The sequence below is a fragment of the Bacillus sp. z50 genome (assembly GCF_058313585.1).
Genome location: NZ_JBZFQL010000001.1, coordinates 526324 through 544310 on the forward strand (window position 1 = coordinate 526324; position 17987 = coordinate 544310).

Sequence of the window (17987 nt, forward strand, 5' to 3'; positions counted from 1 at the left end):
TGAAAAGGAAAAAGTCGCATCTTTTTCAAGATACGACCTTCCAATTATTGATTCACTTTTTCTATGAATGAGGTAATAGCCGTGGATACTTGCTCCGGGGTCTCAAATATTCCCATGTGCCCGGCTTTATCAATAACTATTTGTGTAATATGCTCTCCGCTCACAGTAAATACTTTCTCTATCGGTACAACCTCATCTCTTGCACCGGCTACGAGAAGAGCTGGGATATCGTTCCTTTGCAGCACATAATTCTTATCTTCACGATTTTTCATAGCCTTTAAAGCACCGATGATGCCTGTTGGTCTCGTTTCAACGCCAATATCATACAAAGTTTTCAGCATCTCTTGTTCGTTTTCCCTTGTTTCTTTTGACAGCAATTTAGGGATCAGATCCTTAACGAAAAAGGAAACTCCCTGTTCTTCTACTGTAGAGACACCTGCTGACCGTTTTTTCTTTGCTTCAGGGGAATCTGGTAATGCAGTGGAATGAATGAGTCCATATCCGCTGATAAGATCGGGATGGTGATCCACAAAGTCAAGGGTAATATATCCTCCCATTGAATGACCAAATAGATAAGCATCCTTTAAATCATGTTCAATAAAGAAATTATACAAATCCTCTGCCATATCATGAATATCGTATCCAATCTTTGTAGTATCTGTTTCGCCATGACCTCTTACATCAACAGCAATTACTCGGTAGAATTTCCTTAAATAAGGAATCACTTTTTCCCAGTAATCCTTGCTTCCGCAAAAACCATGCAGTAAGATAATAGGCTTTCCAGCGCCTTCTTCCTTAAAAGCTAATTTCACAAGATTATTCTCCATTTACTTCCACACCTTTTCATTTAATGATAATTAAATCTAAAGATCCGTCCCCGCATATTTTCTACGTTCAGGGTGGAGTCTTTTACATGTATGTATGATTCGATATTAAAAAGAGACAAGCTCAACTTCTAAAACTTTCTCTATATTTACCCATTCATTTTACCATTATCCCTCCTGTTATAACATTGCTTAAATATAAAGCAAAACCGCCATTATATAGCCAAATGACTATGATATCTTCGTTTACATCGTACTCCTTTATCACCCTAATTATTTAACAATTAAGAATAGCCTGCATATGCTAAAGATAGAATCATCAGAGGAGGAGAATATATGGCTCAAAACAAGAAGAATGGTGCATTTGAACCGCTCCGTAACTTCATTTCACAAATGGATGATTTGTTAACCGAGAACACAAGGAGCGGACTATTACAGTCTATGGATGATTTTTTCCAGAACCAAAAAATGTTTGCAAGCTTTCCCGTTGAATGGGAAGAAACAGAAACCCATTATATTATTCAAGCTCCTATCGCAGGTGTCGACAAAAATTACATTGAAATTGATATATCGGGTAGTAAATTAACAATATCATATGAAACTGTACGAAAAGTAAATAAAGGCGATCAAATCTATGCTACAGAAAAACAAAAGAAATCGAGAAGCTTTACATTCCATTACCCAATTGACGAAGAACAAATTGAGGCTAGCCACGAAAATGGCTTATTAACAGTCAAAGTCCCCAAATCAAAAAAGAAACGCATATCTATCCGATAAATAAAAAACTGCCGATCTATAACCGGCAGTTTTTTATGTGGTTACTTTAAATATAGAACCTACACCTTTTACTAAATTGGATACCTGATTCATTGAATTTAACATCATTCCCGCAGTATCAATCATTTTATTAAAATCGATACTGCCTTCCTGTGTTTTAAATTGATTAAGAACCGATGAAAAATTACTGCCCTGATTTTTTTGCATAAAGCTTTGTTTAGGATATGGATTAGTAATAGCTGTATTCATCTGCTGTAAAGGATAAAAATCTTCATCCTTAGAGTATAATGGGTTTTGAAATGGATTCACCTGTTCTTTTGGGTATTGATTCGGCATTTCCTGCTGCGGATAGCCGTAAAAATGTTGATCCTCCATCATACCGCCTGACATTGGCATACTTCCTGGATATTGCTCCATATAGTATGGATTAAAGGATAGCTGTTGATACATTTGGTTAGGATAGTAGGGTTGGTAAGCAAGGTTTCCTTCAAAAGGATTCAATTGTTGTTGCTGAATGCTCTCCGGCCCCCAACTACCCTGTGGTTGAACTTGAGGAGCCCCAGTTCCAGCCGGATAGATGTTTCGATATTCATATGGAGGCAAGCGGGATGCAGCCGGCATTCCATAATAAGGATTAAAATCACCATTACGCCTTCTAGCTTTCTTCTCAAGAAGTGGTTTAAGCATAACTCTCCCTCCGCTCTAACTATATACTTATACAGTATGCAGCATCTGGGATTGGGTGCTATACCGTTACTCCCCGTTCACTTCTTCCATCCGAATCTGTTCGAGTACAAACAAAGCTGCATTGCAATGTTTAATGAATCTCGACTTGCTTGACTCCGGAAAGTAACAATGGACAGAAACTTGTAAAACATTATTATGGGTATTCTTAATCTGCATGAGGGATAGATATTTAGGTCTTTTATCAGCTACCCATTGCTCAGCCTCAATAAGCCATTCATCTGCCAGCTGCTTAGTATGGTCGGCAAACGGCTTAATCACAGTGTGGAAATCTGCACGCTCTTCCGTTTCGCGTGCTTCTCTATAGATTTTTTCAGCATCTTTAACGATTTCTATCAAATCGATTGTCTTTTGATAAAAGTTATCTTTCATTTACATTACACCCTTGTTCTTTTTACCTAATCTAAACAGAATTTCCGAAAAAATGATACTATCTTGTATTTTACGTTAAATGAGCCAATTTCAATATAGACAGTTGTGTATCATGTTTGTAATCATCAATAAAATTATTCATTTTAATTTGAATATCTGCCATATCCATATCAATCTTCCTGGCTTCAGTTTTGATTGTATACGTGAACTCGGCTATTGTATCATTTACTTCATTATCTGTTTTTCTAATTATTTCTTCCTCAAGGGCTATTATTTCCTGCTCCAATTCCCTTAGCAATGTGATGATATTTTCTTTGGAACTCATGCACCTCACCCTTTCCTCATTCTTATACACTTAAGGTTTCGATTTAACTATTTCAATCCCTTCATAGACGACAAAACTAGAAGAGTATCGGCAAAGAAAACAGAGACGGCGCACGTAAATGCTTCCTTCGACAACTTGCATAAACTCTCTAAACATAGACAACCTAATGAATAGGAGGTGTAGTCATGAAGAAAAATACATCAGCTGCTCAAGAGAAAAAAAAGAAAAGCAATAACGCATCCAGCAAGCATACAGGCAATCCAAAACTAGATGGTCCAGATAAACCATCAACTTAAAACATTAGCTACCACTTACTTAATAGCCGGAGGATTTTATATTCTCCGGCTTTTTATTATTCTCTTTCACTTATGTCGCTTAAAAGATGACCTCGATAACATTCTTCTATATAATCATATACTCTAACCTTTTTATCTAAAAAGTACCTTTGACGAATCCAGCCAATTTATTATAAACTTCGAAGTGCCTTAGTTTCGTTTACATTCTATCAATTTAGTATTTATTGAAAGAGAAATACACGTTTATCTTATAATAAAATTACATAAATGAGTATCTGTACTAATTATTTAAACTTTCTATGTAAGTAATAATGAATTTTACAATTTTGATGCTATTTTTGTTATGATAAGGATGGGCTTGGAGGGATACTATGTCTATAAAATATCCTAATGGAAAACAATATAACCCGATTGCGAAAACCGGCAGCAAAGTACTGAAACAGAAAAAAGTGAATTATTCTAATCGGGGAATGACATTGGAGGATGACTTAAACGAAACAAATCTTTATTATATAGAGAATAACATCGCAATTGTTCACAAAAAGCCAACACCCGTTCAGATTGTTAATGTGTCTTATCCTAAGAGGAGCGCTGCAGTCATAAAAGAAGCCTATTTTAAGCAAGCCTCCACAACGGATTATAATGGTGTATATAAAGGCAGATACATTGACTTTGAAGCGAAGGAAACCAGACAAACAACCTCTTTCCCTTTAAAGAATTTTCATGAACACCAAATTGTCCATATGCGCAATATCATTAAACATGGTGGGATAGCCTTTATTATTATGCGCTTCAGTGTAACAGAGGAAATTTACTATTTACCGGCTGAGACACTGATCTATTATTGGGAAGAGATGCTATCTGGCGGTAGAAAATCTATACCAAAAAAGGATATTGAACATACAGGTGAAGTGATTCCGCTTGGGTTTTCACCAAGAATTGACTATATTAAGATAATTGACAAAAAATATGGTACCCAACTATTTTAAATGGTCCTTTATCCTGAAAGGAAGGTATGTAACACAATGTCAGATCAATATAAAACAAGGACAGAAAAAAGAAAATATGCAAATTCCAAAAGAAATAAAAAACAAAAGAAACAATCAAAATCATTATTAAAAAGAACCTTAATTGTTTTAGCTGCACTATTTATTATTGCAGGTATTTCAGTTGGAGGAGTTTTTGCATACTGGGCTGTCACAGCTCCTGAGATTGATGACAGCGCCCTGATTGATCCTATTTCTTCGAAAATCTATGATAAAAACGGAGATATATATACAGAAGTAGGCTCAGAAACAAGAGATTACGTCGATTATAAGGATGTTCCTAAATTGATGGAAAATGCCATCCTGGCAACTGAAGATGTGCGTTTTTATAAACATCATGGAATTGATATTATTCGCGTTGGCGGAGCTTTAATTGGAAACATAACAGGCGGCTTCGGCTCTCAGGGAGGTAGCACCATTACCCAGCAGGTAGTGAAAAACTCTTTCCTTAAATCAGAAAAAACGATTAAACGTAAAGTACAGGAAATGTACCTTGCTTTTCAACTTGAGCAAAAATATTCTAAAGAACAAATTTTTGAAATGTATGTTAACAAAGTATATATGTCATCCGGAGTCCATGGGATATCCACAGCATCCAAGCTGTACTTTGGCAAAGAATTGAATGAGCTTACCTTATCTGAAGCTGCCACGCTGGCAGGTATGCCGCAAAGCCCAAATAATTACAACCCGTTTACGTATCCGGAAAAAGCGGAAAAACGAAGAAACATCGTACTTAAACTAATGGAAAAAGCAGGTTTCATCACTGCGGAAGAACACGAAAAAGCGCAAGCCGAAAGTGTTGAAGATAGCTTAGTACCAGAAGAAAAACGCGAGAAAACAACAAACACAAAATATAATGCTATTGTTGATCAAGTCATCGATGAAGTGGAAGAAATTGGAGACTACAATATATACACAGATGGCCTTCAGGTATATACGTCCATCGATCCTGATGCACAGGAACTAATGGAGGAAATACTGAATAGCGATAAATATATCGACTACCCGAATGATAAATTCCAGGCTGGTACGGTCTTTATGGATACAAAGACCGGAGAAATCAACGCAATGGGCGGTGGAAGAAACCAAGAAGTAGCCCGTGGCTTTAACTATGCAACAGATTTAAAAACAAGGCAGCCGGGTTCAACCATTAAACCAATTCTTGATTACGGTCCAGCAATTGAATATTTGAAATGGTCGACTGCTCATATTATTAAAGATGAACCATATAAATATAGTTCCGGACAATCAATTGGTAGTGCAACGGGTACCTATAAAGGGAATGTAACGATTCGTGAGGCGCTTTATAAATCACTTAACGTCCCTGCAGTTAAAACACTCCAAGAGGTTGGTGAAGATCAAGCTGGTAAATTTGCAAAAAAATTAGGTGTTGACTTTGGGGAAATTTACGAAGCATCCGCAATCGGCGGTGTAGACAAAGCAGCATCCCCTCTACAAATGGCAGGTGCCTATGCTGCATTTGGTAACGAGGGTATCTATAATAAACCGCATGTCGTAAAAAAAGTAGTTCTAAGAGACAATGATACTGTTATTGAAACGGCACCGGAACCACAAGTTGCCATGAAGGATTATACAGCCTTTATGATTACAAACATTTTGCAGGATGTTGTGACTAAAGGTACAGGAACTGCAGCCAATATTCCAGGTCTTCACATTGCAGCAAAAACAGGAACAACAAACTACTCTGCAGAAGACCGGGCAAAATATAATATCAGTAAGAGCAGTTCACCGGATGCGTGGTTTATTGGATATACAACGAATTACACCATGTCTGTTTGGACGGGCTATGATCAACAATTAAAAAATCCGATGAGTAAGCAGGAAACAAAAATAGCCGCAAAAATCTTTAAAACAATGATGGGCAAAATGTCTGAGAATGTGACAACTGATAATTTCAAACAGCCAAGTTCGGTTGTCAAAGTTGCCCTTGAAAAAGGAACAAACGCTAAAGCAAGTGAATATACACCAAGTGATCAAATTGTATATGAGTACTTTGTAAAGGGACATGAACCTACTAAAACATCAGAAAAATATACAAAACCAAATGCGCCTTCTGGTCTCAACGCTGCTTTTGATGAAGCATCTAATCGAATAAACGTGAGCTGGAAATATGATTCTTCTAATGACGCAGAATTTAATGTTCAGGTTGCCGTGGATGGCGGAGACAGACAAACGTTAACCACTACAAAGGAAACTTCCTTTAGTCTCGATGCTCCAGAAGCCGGGAAAAAGTATACGTTCTATGTAACAGCTACTGTAGACGGCCAGGAGAGTGACTCAGCATCTACATCTGTTTCTATTCCTGAAGCTGCTCCAGAGGAGGAAGAACAGCCTGAAGAGCCGACTGAGGACAATACAGAGGATCCAAACCAACCTAACCCAGACAATGGCACAGGTAATGAAGAAGATCCGAATGAAGGTAACAATCCTGAAGAAGGTACTAATCCTGGTGAAGGCACCAACCCTGGCGAAGGCACCAACCCTGGCGAAGGTACTAACCCTGGTGAAGGAACTAACCCTGGTGAAGGCACCAATCCTGGCGAAGGTACTAACCCTGGTGAAGGCCAGCCAGAACCACAGGATGAGGATGGGCAAGAACAGCCTGCTGCGAGAAGTAATAGTACTTCCCAGCCTGACGAAACTTCCTATCTGATTCCACCTGCTATTCAAGAAATGCCTAGACATATACGTAAAATTGCCTAAAACAAAAAAAGAGATCGGACTTAATAGTCCGATCTCTTTTTTCATTCTCCTTCATGTATACTTATTTAAAGCTGCCATTTTGGCCGCAATCTTGATTTGCTCTTCCATTAGGCTTTTTAATTGCATAAAGCTTGGGTAAAAGTATGGCCTTGCCAATATAAAGGGCAAACGCTCTTCCACATTAACCGGTTTCCCCTTTAATTCCTTTAGACATGCAGGGAAGCCGCATAAATTTACAGGTACTTGATTCGACCAATACATAAACGAAACATATAGTACAATTCCTTTTAACAGATATGGTTTAATTTCCTGCTTTTCTCTGTTAGCGAACATAATTTCCAACTGTAGAACGATTTCCGCCCATTCATTCGTCAACTGCTCCCTTATAACAGAGAAATCCTCCCAGGGCCTGTACAGATCATTGCCTTTAAAATAATAATACTCATAAGGAAAACCAAAATTGAAAATATCGTTATTCCATCTCAAAAAATCATTTTTATCAAGTTGATTGTACTCAAAATTAAAAGGTTCAAGATTTAATTCAGGTATATTCATTTTCCTTTTCCTGCTGCTTTCATTCTTTTTTTCCCTTCACGGCATAGTAGAAGCATAGGGCACTCCTCACATTTTGGCGATTGGGCTTTACAATGGTATCTACCAAAGAAAATCAATCGGTGATGGGTAATCGACCATTCTTCCTCAGGGATCCTTCTCATCAGCGTTTTTTCAACCTCTAAGACTGAGTCCTTCCACCTGCATATACCTAGCCTTTTACTTACTCTCTCCACGTGTGTATCCACAGCGATTGCCGGTGTTCCATACGCTACTGAAACAACCACATTCGCTGTCTTTCTCCCTACTCCAGGAAGCTCAACTAATAAATCCCGGTCATTCGGAACTACCCCATTGTATTTTTCCAGTATAATCTGCGATAACTTCTGAATATTTTTCGCTTTATTTCTGTATAAACCAATTGAACGAATATCATTTTCCAATTCACTAAGCGGTACAGAAAGGAAATTCTCTGGTTTTTTATATTTTTGAAAGAGATTTTTCGTTACTTTATTCACCAAAGCATCCGTACATTGTGCCGATAATACTACCGCCACGGTTAATTCGAATGGATTGGAATGATTTAATTCGCAATGGGCCTCAGGAAACATTCTTGCCATTTCGTCGAGACAATATCGAATTTGTGTATTGGTAAGCATCTAAATCCCCCTCCCTTTATTCTTTATTTTTCGCGAATAAAAAGACCGGATAAAAGGATCTATCCTGGTCTATCGATTAAAGTCTATTCTAGCCAATTATATAATGGCAACTCTTTAGCAACGGGAACAGTTTTAGCAGGACTTTTTTTCGTGTAGCTTCTGAAGCGTTCACTATACGCCTTGGCTTGTTCCAACGTTTTGATACTGTGTTTCTTCCAATCGAACAAAATACGATCTATATATCTGAAACTGAGCTTTCCGGAGATAACGGCTTCTTTAAGAGCAGCCTTAACCAAATCAGGTGAATGCTTATCCTCATCCAGCCACATGGTTAATGTTTCACCCTCAAAGGGTGATAATGGACGGCCAAATTCCTTTTCAAATACGGTATATAAGGATTCACTCTTAATTACTTTCTCTTCAAAGTCGGTTTGCTTAGCTTCTTTTAAATAATGATAGGCCAATTTTTCAAATAATGGCTTGATTGAATAGCTCTCATAACCTGGTTTTTCATCCTCTGTAATATCTAAGAAACCATGCTGAACCAGTTTTCTGAGCAGGTTAGTACAGTCCATTTCAGTGAGGTTCATTACAGAAGAGATTTCAGCAGGAGTGGGAAATGAATTCCCGTTCATTGAAAAGTTTTCAACATGCAGTAAAAGCATCATCTCTTGTTCATTTAATCCCATCTCTTTGTAACTGCTTAACAAATAAGAGGGTATGACAACATTCGCCTGCTTGATCCAATTCGACAGATTTTTTATAGTCATAATTCGACACCTCACCTTTTAGTATACCATGTATGCTGATTTTGAAGTACGGAAAAATAAAACCTGACAATAAAATAAATTGCCAGGTTTTATTTGACTATTAAGGATATAGACGATTTAAAAGACGAGGGAATGGAATCGTTTCACGAACATGTTCCACACCGCTTATCCAAGCTACCGTTCTCTCTAGCCCAAGACCGAAACCAGAATGAGGAACGGAACCATATTGACGTAATTCATAATACCATTTGTAAGCATCCATACTTAAATTATGTTCATCAAGTCTTGCTTTTAATAGATCCATATCGTGGATACGTTCTGATCCACCAATGATTTCACCATAGCCTTCCGGTGCAATTAAATCTGCACATAAGACAACATCATCACGGTCAGGAGCAGGCTGCATGTAGAACGGCTTAATTCCTGTAGGATAATGGGTGATAAACACAGGCTTATCATAGCTTTCTGCAATTGCTGTTTCGTGAGGAGCACCAAAATCATCGCCCCACTCGATATCATCAAAGCCCTTCTCATGCAAGAATTTAATTGCATCATCATACGTAATTCTAGGGAATGGTGCTTTGATATTTTCTAATTTGGAAGTATCTCTTCCTAGGGTTTTCAGTTCAATCGCACAATTTTCCAGTACAGATTGAACGATATAGGAAACATATTGTTCTTGAACTTCTAAGTTCTCATTGAATTCAACAAATGCCATCTCTGGTTCAATCATCCAGAATTCGATTAAATGACGGCGTGTTTTCGATTTCTCAGCACGGAATGTTGGTCCGAAGGAGAATACTTTCCCAAGTGCCATTGCTGCTGCTTCCATATATAATTGTCCACTTTGAGATAGATAAGCATCTTCATCAAAGTATTTCGTTGCGAACAATTCTGAAGTACCCTCGGGAGCACTTCCTGTAAGAATCGGCGGGTCTACTTTTACAAAGCCCTCTTTATTAAAGAATTCATACGTAGCACGAATAATCTCATTACGAATTTTCATGACAGCATGCTGGCGCTTTGAACGAAGCCATAAATGTCTGTGATCCATAAGGAACTCAGTGCCATGCTGTTTTGGTGTAATCGGGTAGTCAACTGCTTCTGCAATTACTTCAAGTCCTGTTACAAGTAGTTCGTAACCAAATGGGGAACGCTCATCCTCCTGAACAATACCTTTCACCCATACAGACGTTTCCTGAGTAATCTTCTTAGCAGTATTGAATAATTCTTCATCTACCTCTGCTTTGACTACTACGCCTTGAATAAAGCCTGTACCATCGCGTAGCTGCAAGAAAGCAATTTTTCCTGAAGAACGTTTATTGGCGATCCAAGCACCTATCTTAACTTCTTCATTAACATATTTATATACTTCATTAATTGTACACTTCACATTTTTTCCCTCCAAAGCTTAAACAAAACCAGGTTATGTACCCTTTTCATTATACAAGTACCAAAATGGACAAGCAAATACAAAATTTCACCTATACATGAAATAATCCATTATTTCATAGATCCTTTGCAGAAAACATCCAACTCACTTACTCGTTCTTTAAATTAATCCTTTAAACCCCTTCATTTTCCATCAGTCAATAAGGTAATGAAACTGCTTAAATTAATGACCGATTCACTCAAAAAACCCCTTAAAGATTATCCAGGAATTTTCCTTAAGGGGAGATTACGTTTATCGTCTGCCTGCTAAATCCTATTTATTCAGCCTTTGTTGCTGATTTATTTATTACATATTCCTTTATACGCTTAACAGCTTCTTGAAGTGCTTCTAACGATATAGCATACGATAAGCGTATATTATCAGGTGCTCCAAAGCCAGAACCGGGAACTACAGCTACCAGAGCATTTTCCAATAGATCTTCTACAAACTCATCTACACTATTAAATCCACACATCTCTGCCGTTTTTGAGACATTTGGGAACAGGTAGAATGCCCCTTGAGGTTTTAGACAAGTCAATCCCGGTATCTCAAGCAATTGATCGTAAATAGCATCCAATCTTTGTTCAAACGCACTTCGCATAATCTCAACCTGATCTTGCGGTCCTGTATAGGCTTCAATTGTTGCATATTGTGCCGTCGTTGTAGGATTAGACGTACTGTGGCTTGCCAAGTTCGTCATTGCTTTAATTAACGCTTGGTCACCTGCTGCATATCCAATTCTCCATCCTGTCATGGAATGGGATTTGGAAACCCCGTTAATGACAATTGTTTGCTTCTTAAGCTCATTGGAAAGCTCTGCTATCGATACGTGTTCATGGTTGTGATAGACCAATTTTTCATAAATTTCATCTGAAACTATAATAATATCATGTTTTAAACATACCTCACCAATCGCCTGTAATTCTTCAGCCGTGTATATCATACCGGTAGGATTGCTTGGTGAATTGATAATAAGCGCTCTCGTTTTATTAGTAATTGCTTTTTCAATCTGTAAAGGCGTTACCTTAAATTGATTTTCTTCTTTACCTTCAATATAAACAGGCACTCCATCTGCCAATTTAACTTGTTCCGGATAGCTTACCCAATATGGAGTAGGAATCAGCACTTCATCTTCTTCATCCAAAATCGCCTGAAAAAGTGTATATAAGGCGTGCTTGGCACCTGAAGCAATAAAAATTTGGTCGTTATTGTATGTTAGTCCTTGATCTTTTTGCAGTTTGTCTGCTACAACCTTGCGCAGGGATTGCAATCCAGCAGAAGGTGTATATTTTGTGTGCCCATCCTGCATGGACTTTTGCGCCGCTTCGAGTATGTTAGCCGGAGTATTGAAATCTGGTTCTCCTGCTCCAAGTCCAATAATGTCCAGACCTTGGGCTTTAAGCTCTTTTGCTTTTGCCGTTATTGCCAGTGTTGATGATGGTGTTAATGCTGATACTCTTTTTGCTAATTTCATCCGGTTCCATCTCCATCCTACAAATTATCGTAATTACGTATTAAATTGCCTGTTTTGAAATTCAGGTAATAATACCCATAAAGGTCTTTATTATTTTTATAGGTTACTTCCCATAAGGGTTGATTATTTTCCATTCCCAAATGGGCAGACACGATTCTTTTCACATTCTTTTTTTCTTTCACGATTGCTATGGCTTTATTTTTACTGATACCTTCTGAGAGGGCAATAATCTGGCTTTTCTTTTTCTTATCATCCGGCACCCAAACACCGATTTTTTTGCCATCTCCTGTTTTGCCAGTTATTACACTCCATGTCTCATTTCCATTATATAAATAGAAATCATCCACTTCTGTCATTCCAGCTGTTTCTCTGGCAATATCTTCTGCATTCTTTTCAGCGTCTTTTCTGGTGCTGTCACCAGCATAGATAGCCTGAATAAAAAAGCCACTGCCAATCAGGATAATAATCACTATGCTCCAAATTACTTTTTTCATATCTATTTCCTTTCAAGTTATGTACGGTATATTGAAAAAACGGCTGTTTGTTGATCTTGTTTATCTAATGCCAAGCCAAACATTAAGTTCTCTTTTTTCAACGTTTTATTTAAAGAATCAACGATTTTATATAAATCATTCGTGTATGTCAATTTAACACTTGATAATAGCTCTACCTTACTCTCCATTGTAAGTCCTCCCAAAACGTAGCGCTCTCGTACACATTATACCAAAATAAAATTGCAAATAGCTTTACTTTACTAAAAAAGCGAGCCAAACATTAAATTCCTTCCATATTCCTGTATATTGGCTTTACGTAATTTAGACCATGTTCAAACATACTTCTTTTACTCTGAATCAGATTATTCTCGATCAAGACCCATTTGCTGTCTTTTTTATAATTCGGAGAAGTATTAAGCAAGCTTCTTAAATTAATGATTAACTCAGATATTAAATCCTCATCTGGAATCGTACTGTTCATTTCGACTGGAGGCTCAACCATTAAAATCATTGATTGGCCATTATAAGTATGCCAAACCTGATCCCAGCCAGTGTAATTCATTAAGAGAATTGATTGGTCAACAGCAAGATGATTTCGCAGCATTTTTATGGCAGAACCGGAGGATAGTCCCTGAGCCTGCAACTGTATGTGCGTAAATTCTGCTAATCCCTTCAAATTATTATATATTGTTTTTAATGATTCTTGTGATTGAAAAAGAAGGATTAAGGGCTTTTGTTGCTCTTTCACAAAATCAATTAACGTATATCCCGACTTTTCCTTCAATGGAGTCAATATCGTTAAATATTGCTCTTTTACCGGGGGGATCACTAGGCTACTCAACTTGTTTTCCCGAACACCTAATTGTTGTGAAATAAAATGGAAGGATCCACCTACCGTCAAGACATCTGAAATAAATAAAATATGGCTATCCGGCCGTAATAAGTTTCGATTAACCCATTTTGAGACCGATAAGGGCTTGGCATATATTTGCACCGAATTTCTATTTCCCTTTACATTCCAACTCGTCCAAACCTCATCATTTGTATTCAGGCTCTTAAAAAACCTATTTAAAGTAACTCGGATTAAATTTATTTCCCCCGATAATTTTGCTAATTCATCAATAATGTTAAATTGACTTCGCTTTAATTTTTCAATTGGTACTTGGTTCAACTCACCAAGGATTTGTTGAAATTGAACTACTAATAAACCGAGAGAGTCATACAAATCATTGGCTTCTTTTAATAATTGATCCATGTATTTTTTATTCTCAAGCTCAGAAAAATCAAGCTGGCATTGCACTCTAGGTCCTTCCATATCCTTTTTGCTTTTCATTCCATATGTGAACAATGCCTCATAAAAGCTCTCCACACTGCATGCGATTTCTTCCAATAAAACAGCCAGTTGATTTTCATTATATGAACCGGTCGTTTTTTCCTTTAAAAGCAATATGACAGATCTCAATAGTTGCCGATTATCCAAAGTACCAATTTTATTCAAGATATTCCTCACTTCTACATAGCTCAGCTCTTTCGTTAATCCGCTTTGAACAGAGGATGGAAAATAATTAGCTTCCTCAAGTACTATATTAGGGCACTCGCTTAAGAAATCCCCTGTCTGAATATCCGAAATTAGACTTTCATGAGTGGTAAGAATAATCTTTGCCTGCTTAGCAGCCAGCATTTGTCTCGAATAGAAATCCCGTTCCGTCCACGGCTTAAGCAAGCGTGGATGCAAATTGGCATGGTGGGCTACTTCCTTCCAATATTCTCTTCCCCCAGAGGATAAATTAAGCTCTTCTAAACAGCCTGTATTTGTCATGGTTAGCCAGACTAATATTTGCATTTTTGCGATTGTGCTTTCGTAATTCTGTTGTTTTTCCCGCATGGATTGCTCGAACTTCGGCAAACTTAAATACTGCTCCTTAGAATGCAATATGCTAACTTGGTTTTGAATCATTTTAGAAGAATAATCCCTCTGAAAAATACCCATTAACTGTTCAGCTGTCTGTTTAGTATGGGCAGCAATGGTTACCTGTATATGATTTTCATTGGCATATTCATAAAAGGCCTTTATATGCTCGGTAAAATCCCGTGTCCCATCTTCTACTAAACTAACGTTATGACTCTTAAAGCTCTTCTTTAATATGTTAGGTAACGCTGATTCATCAAGAGAAATATGTTTTTTTTCATTCTCCTGTTGTGTTAGGCTTTCAATTGATTTCTGCCTAACGATTGCAATACCACGATAAATATCCAGATCTGGTCTCCAAGGTTCACTCATCGTTGAATATTCATTTAATATCTCAGCCAATAATTCTTTAAGCTCGCTTTTTAATAAAAATGATAATCTGTATAATGATTTAATGGTAGGTTTCGGCAATTTTTTTAATTGCTTGTAAAACTCGATAAACAAAAGAGCCGTTACATAAGCATCACTGTCTGCTTGATGTGGTCGCTCATGAAGAAAGCCATAGGCTTTTCCTAACTCCTCTAGTTTAAAACTGGACATTCCAGGATTGACGATTTTTGCCAGTTCCACCGTATCTACGGTATATCCAAGAAACCGCTCATACCCCACCCGCTCCAATTCAGCCTGTAAAAATGTCAAATCAAATAATACGTTATGAGCAACAAAAACAGCCTCATCCAAAACACCAATAATGTAGGGTGCCAACTCTTTAAATGTCGGTGCATTCTCCACGTCTGCATCCGTAATACCGGTTAATTCCTGTATGAATAGAGGGATGGACCTCCCTGGATTTATGTAAGATGAATATTGGTATGTGATTTCACCATTTTCAATGACGTTAGCCGCAATTTGAATGATGCGATCTCCATTTTTAGGGTTATTACCTGTAGTCTCCAAGTCGATTACTACATACTTACTTTTCATATTTAACACCTGCTCACTTCTTCTCTAACTTGCTCCTGTTTAGCTGATGGAAAAATTCACAATGGCACCTAATTTTCCATTTTATTTTTGTGGGTCCCCTATCATACACTCTTCATATCATTTATCGTTACCCATTATCTACTGTTATATCAAAACCAGCCTTATTAATCAAAGAAGAATGAAGACTATTGGTTAATAAAAAATAAACGCTGGTTCCCTTAAAGATTTAAGGGGATCAGCGTTTGTTCATTAACAAAGTCATTAAATGATCGTTGCCTCCGGTTCGGCTCCAAGCATTTCAACAATTGTATTATACTTATCAAGAACAGCCACTTTAGGCCGATGGCTTCTTACATAAGCTTCTTCTATTAATCCATAGGATATAATGATAATTTTATCACCTTCCTGAACTAGACGGGCAGCAGCTCCATTTAGGCAGATTACACCACTGCCTCTCTTTCCGGGAATGATATATGTTTCAAAACGGGCACCATTATTATTATTTACAATCTGAACTTTCTCATTTGGAAGCATATCTACTGCATCTAATAAATCTTCATCAATTGTAATACTGCCTACATAGTTTAAATTTGCCTCAGTAACTGTTGCTCTGTGAAGCTTTGCTTTCATCATATTGCGAAACATAATCTTACCCCCTTGTATGACTATAAATTTATGATAATGTTGTCGATTAAACGAACAGACGTATATTGAACCGCAACTGCAAAGATGATTCTTTGATCATGCTCTGTAATCTCACTCAAGTCCGGATAGGATAATCCTTCAAAATAATCGATTTGACCATTGATATGGGACTGTAAATACTCTTTCCCCTTTTCAAGCGCTTCCGCGGGACTGGCACCTTTTTGCAGTTCAGCTTTCACTTTGCAAAGACTTTTATAGATAAATGGAGCTTCTTCTCTTTCCTGCTCTGTTAAATTAATGTTTCTGGAGCTTAATGCAAGACCATCCTCTTCACGCTTAATCTCAACACCAACCAGTTCAATCGGGAAATTAAAGTCATGGATAAGCCCTTCTATTACAGCAACCTGTTGAGCATCCTTCAGTCCAAAATAAGCACGGGTCGGATGGACAATAGTGAACAATTTTGTCAAAACAGTTGCCACTCCATTAAAGTGACCCGGTCTGGATTTTCCGCAAAGAACATCGGTGCGCTCATGCACTTTTACCGTCAGGGTTTGCTTATCCCCATACATTTCCTGAACTGTTGGATAAAACAAATAATCCACCCCTGCATTTCGTGCCAGTTCTTCATCCCGTTCCATATCGCGTGGATATTTATCAAAATCCTCATTAGGACCAAATTGAAGCGGATTTACAAATATACTGATAACTACCACCTGATTTTTCTCTCTTGCTTCTTGAATAAGCGATAGATGTCCTTCATGCAAATATCCCATAGTTGGGACAAATCCGATGGAATGTTTCTTTTCCCTCTCTAGATCAAGTACTTCACGCAGTTCGTTTATCTGGCTGATAATCTTCATTTTTCTCCTCCATACAATGAGGACAGTTCTTCTTCCTTCATCGTGAATGAGTGATCACGATTCGGAAAAACACCCGATTTCACTTCTTTTATATGCTCAGACAAAGCATAGCCAATCACATCATTTAAATTAGCATAGGATTTTACAAACTTGGCCACTCTGCCTACACCATATAATAAAACATCATGATAAACGAGTACCTGACCATCCGTACCGTTACCAGCACCAATCCCGATTGTTGGGATTATTAGTTCATTCGATATATGTTCAGCGACCTGATAAGGTACACATTCGAGCACAACGGCCATTGCCCCGGCTTCTTCACACTTCTTCGCATCCTCCAAGAGTTTAACTGCCGCCTCACTTGTTTTACCCTGGACTTTATACCCTCCAAGTACACCAACTGATTGCGGTGTTAAACCTAAATGCGCTACTACCGGTATACCTGCATCTGTCATCGCTTTTATTTTGGTAATAACATCTCCGGCACCCTCCATTTTGACCGCATCAGCCCCTGCCTCCTGCATAAGTCTTGCAGCATTTTTTAACGCTTCCTCATTTGTTGTGTGATACGTCAAAAACGGCAGATCTGTCACGATAAATGTGCTAGGTGCGCCTCTTTTAACAGCCTTCGTATGATGAACCATGTCCTCGATAGTGACAGGAACAGTAGAGTCATATCCTAAAACAACCATTCCAAGAGAGTCACCTACAAGAATCATATCGACCCCGGCTTGTTCTGCCAGTTTAGCAGATGGATAATCATACGCAGTCAGCATTGAAATTTTTTCACTGTTTTCTTTTAGTTTCAAAAAATCCGCAGCAAATTTCATTTTTTCTTTCCTCCTTTTCATTCCGAGGAGAGAAAAACCTATTTACCAAATAAAAAATCCTTCTAATTACAGAAGGATGGATTGGCATAATAGCTTTTATCCCTCTGTCCCGGTCCTTTCTTGGATACAGGCAGAATTATAAATCTATTTAAAAATGACTCCTATACAAGGTGCAGGTCGTTTCCGCTCCCGCCCTTCTTGAATTATAACATTCAGTCATTTTTATATGCCATATATTAACTCATTTTCAATTACTTTCTTTTT

General features: G+C 37.8%; 18 protein-coding genes. 3 read left to right on the plus strand and 15 right to left on the minus strand.

Annotated elements, in window-relative coordinates:
- Positions 1-44 precede the first annotated feature (44 nt).
- A complete protein-coding gene (locus tag AC4G3N_RS02400) occupies positions 45-827 on the minus strand; it encodes an alpha/beta fold hydrolase (RefSeq protein WP_066107345.1) in 783 nt (260 codons plus the stop codon).
- Between the two features lie 333 nt (positions 828-1160).
- On the opposite strand from AC4G3N_RS02400, the gene AC4G3N_RS02405 reads away from it, so the two are divergent.
- Positions 1161-1601, plus strand: coding sequence for an Hsp20/alpha crystallin family protein (locus AC4G3N_RS02405; RefSeq protein ID WP_066107346.1), 441 nt, complete (start codon positions 1161-1163; stop codon positions 1599-1601).
- Between the two features lie 33 nt (positions 1602-1634).
- Here the strand turns inward: AC4G3N_RS02405 and AC4G3N_RS02410 are convergent, their stop codons facing one another.
- The 3 genes from AC4G3N_RS02410 to AC4G3N_RS02420 all read right to left on the minus strand — a co-directional run bounded on the left by AC4G3N_RS02410 (position 1635) and on the right by AC4G3N_RS02420 (position 3042).
- Complete coding sequence (locus AC4G3N_RS02410) at positions 1635-2288, minus strand: YppG family protein (RefSeq protein ID WP_491089649.1); 654 nt, start codon at positions 2286-2288, stop codon at positions 1635-1637.
- A gap of 66 nt (positions 2289-2354) precedes the next feature.
- The gene (locus AC4G3N_RS02415; RefSeq protein WP_066107351.1) at positions 2355-2717 is read right to left on the minus strand and encodes a YppE family protein; all 363 of its coding nucleotides are present in this window, start codon (positions 2715-2717) and stop codon (positions 2355-2357) included.
- A 70-nt stretch (positions 2718-2787) separates the two neighbouring features.
- The gene (locus AC4G3N_RS02420) at positions 2788-3042 is read right to left on the minus strand and encodes a hypothetical protein (RefSeq protein ID WP_066107354.1); all 255 of its coding nucleotides are present in this window, start codon (positions 3040-3042) and stop codon (positions 2788-2790) included.
- Positions 3043-3709: 667 nt separating this feature from the next.
- Between AC4G3N_RS02420 and recU the strand changes: the two genes are divergently transcribed.
- Together recU and AC4G3N_RS02430 are read left to right on the plus strand one after the other, a co-directional pair.
- Positions 3710-4327, plus strand: a complete 618-nt coding sequence (gene recU, locus AC4G3N_RS02425; protein WP_066107357.1) for a Holliday junction resolvase RecU — start codon at positions 3710-3712, stop codon at positions 4325-4327.
- 36 nt (positions 4328-4363) lie between these two features.
- Positions 4364-7108 carry a transglycosylase domain-containing protein gene (locus tag AC4G3N_RS02430; RefSeq protein WP_491089650.1) on the plus strand — a complete coding sequence of 915 codons (2745 nt, stop codon included), beginning with the start codon at positions 4364-4366 and terminating at the stop codon, positions 7106-7108.
- A gap of 51 nt (positions 7109-7159) precedes the next feature.
- Here AC4G3N_RS02430 and AC4G3N_RS02435 read toward each other — a convergent pair whose 3' ends face one another.
- From AC4G3N_RS02435 to panB, 11 genes are all read right to left on the minus strand, one after another.
- Complete coding sequence (locus AC4G3N_RS02435) at positions 7160-7663, minus strand: YpoC family protein (protein WP_491089651.1); 504 nt, start codon at positions 7661-7663, stop codon at positions 7160-7162.
- Entirely contained in the window at positions 7660-8319 is a 660-nt protein-coding gene (gene nth / locus AC4G3N_RS02440; protein ID WP_491089653.1) for an endonuclease III, read from the minus strand. Before nth ends, AC4G3N_RS02435 begins: the two co-directional genes overlap by 4 nt.
- Before the next feature lie 83 nt (positions 8320-8402).
- Positions 8403-9089, minus strand: coding sequence for a DnaD domain-containing protein (locus AC4G3N_RS02445; RefSeq protein ID WP_139891746.1), 687 nt, complete (start codon positions 9087-9089; stop codon positions 8403-8405).
- Positions 9090-9189: 100 nt separating this feature from the next.
- A complete protein-coding gene (asnS, locus tag AC4G3N_RS02450; RefSeq protein WP_491089654.1) occupies positions 9190-10482 on the minus strand; it encodes an asparagine--tRNA ligase in 1293 nt (430 codons plus the stop codon).
- Between the two features lie 316 nt (positions 10483-10798).
- Positions 10799-11995, minus strand: a complete 1197-nt coding sequence (locus AC4G3N_RS02455) for a pyridoxal phosphate-dependent aminotransferase (protein WP_491089655.1) — start codon at positions 11993-11995, stop codon at positions 10799-10801.
- A 17-nt stretch (positions 11996-12012) separates the two neighbouring features.
- Complete coding sequence (locus AC4G3N_RS02460; protein WP_491089656.1) at positions 12013-12489, minus strand: cell wall elongation regulator TseB-like domain-containing protein; 477 nt, start codon at positions 12487-12489, stop codon at positions 12013-12015.
- 17 nt (positions 12490-12506) lie between these two features.
- A complete protein-coding gene (locus AC4G3N_RS02465; protein WP_066107380.1) occupies positions 12507-12677 on the minus strand; it encodes a YpmA family protein in 171 nt (56 codons plus the stop codon).
- Between the two features lie 92 nt (positions 12678-12769).
- Positions 12770-15382: an exonuclease domain-containing protein gene (locus AC4G3N_RS02470; protein WP_491089657.1), complete on the minus strand. Its 2613-nt coding sequence runs from the start codon at positions 15380-15382 to the stop codon at positions 12770-12772.
- 261 nt (positions 15383-15643) lie between these two features.
- Complete coding sequence (gene panD, locus AC4G3N_RS02475) at positions 15644-16027, minus strand: aspartate 1-decarboxylase (protein ID WP_491089658.1); 384 nt, start codon at positions 16025-16027, stop codon at positions 15644-15646.
- A gap of 20 nt (positions 16028-16047) precedes the next feature.
- Positions 16048-16890: a pantoate--beta-alanine ligase gene (gene panC, locus AC4G3N_RS02480; protein ID WP_491089659.1), complete on the minus strand. Its 843-nt coding sequence runs from the start codon at positions 16888-16890 to the stop codon at positions 16048-16050.
- A complete protein-coding gene (panB, locus tag AC4G3N_RS02485) occupies positions 16887-17723 on the minus strand; it encodes a 3-methyl-2-oxobutanoate hydroxymethyltransferase (RefSeq protein WP_491089660.1) in 837 nt (278 codons plus the stop codon). The genes panC and panB overlap by 4 nt, the downstream gene beginning before the upstream one ends.
- Positions 17724-17987 lie beyond the last annotated feature (264 nt).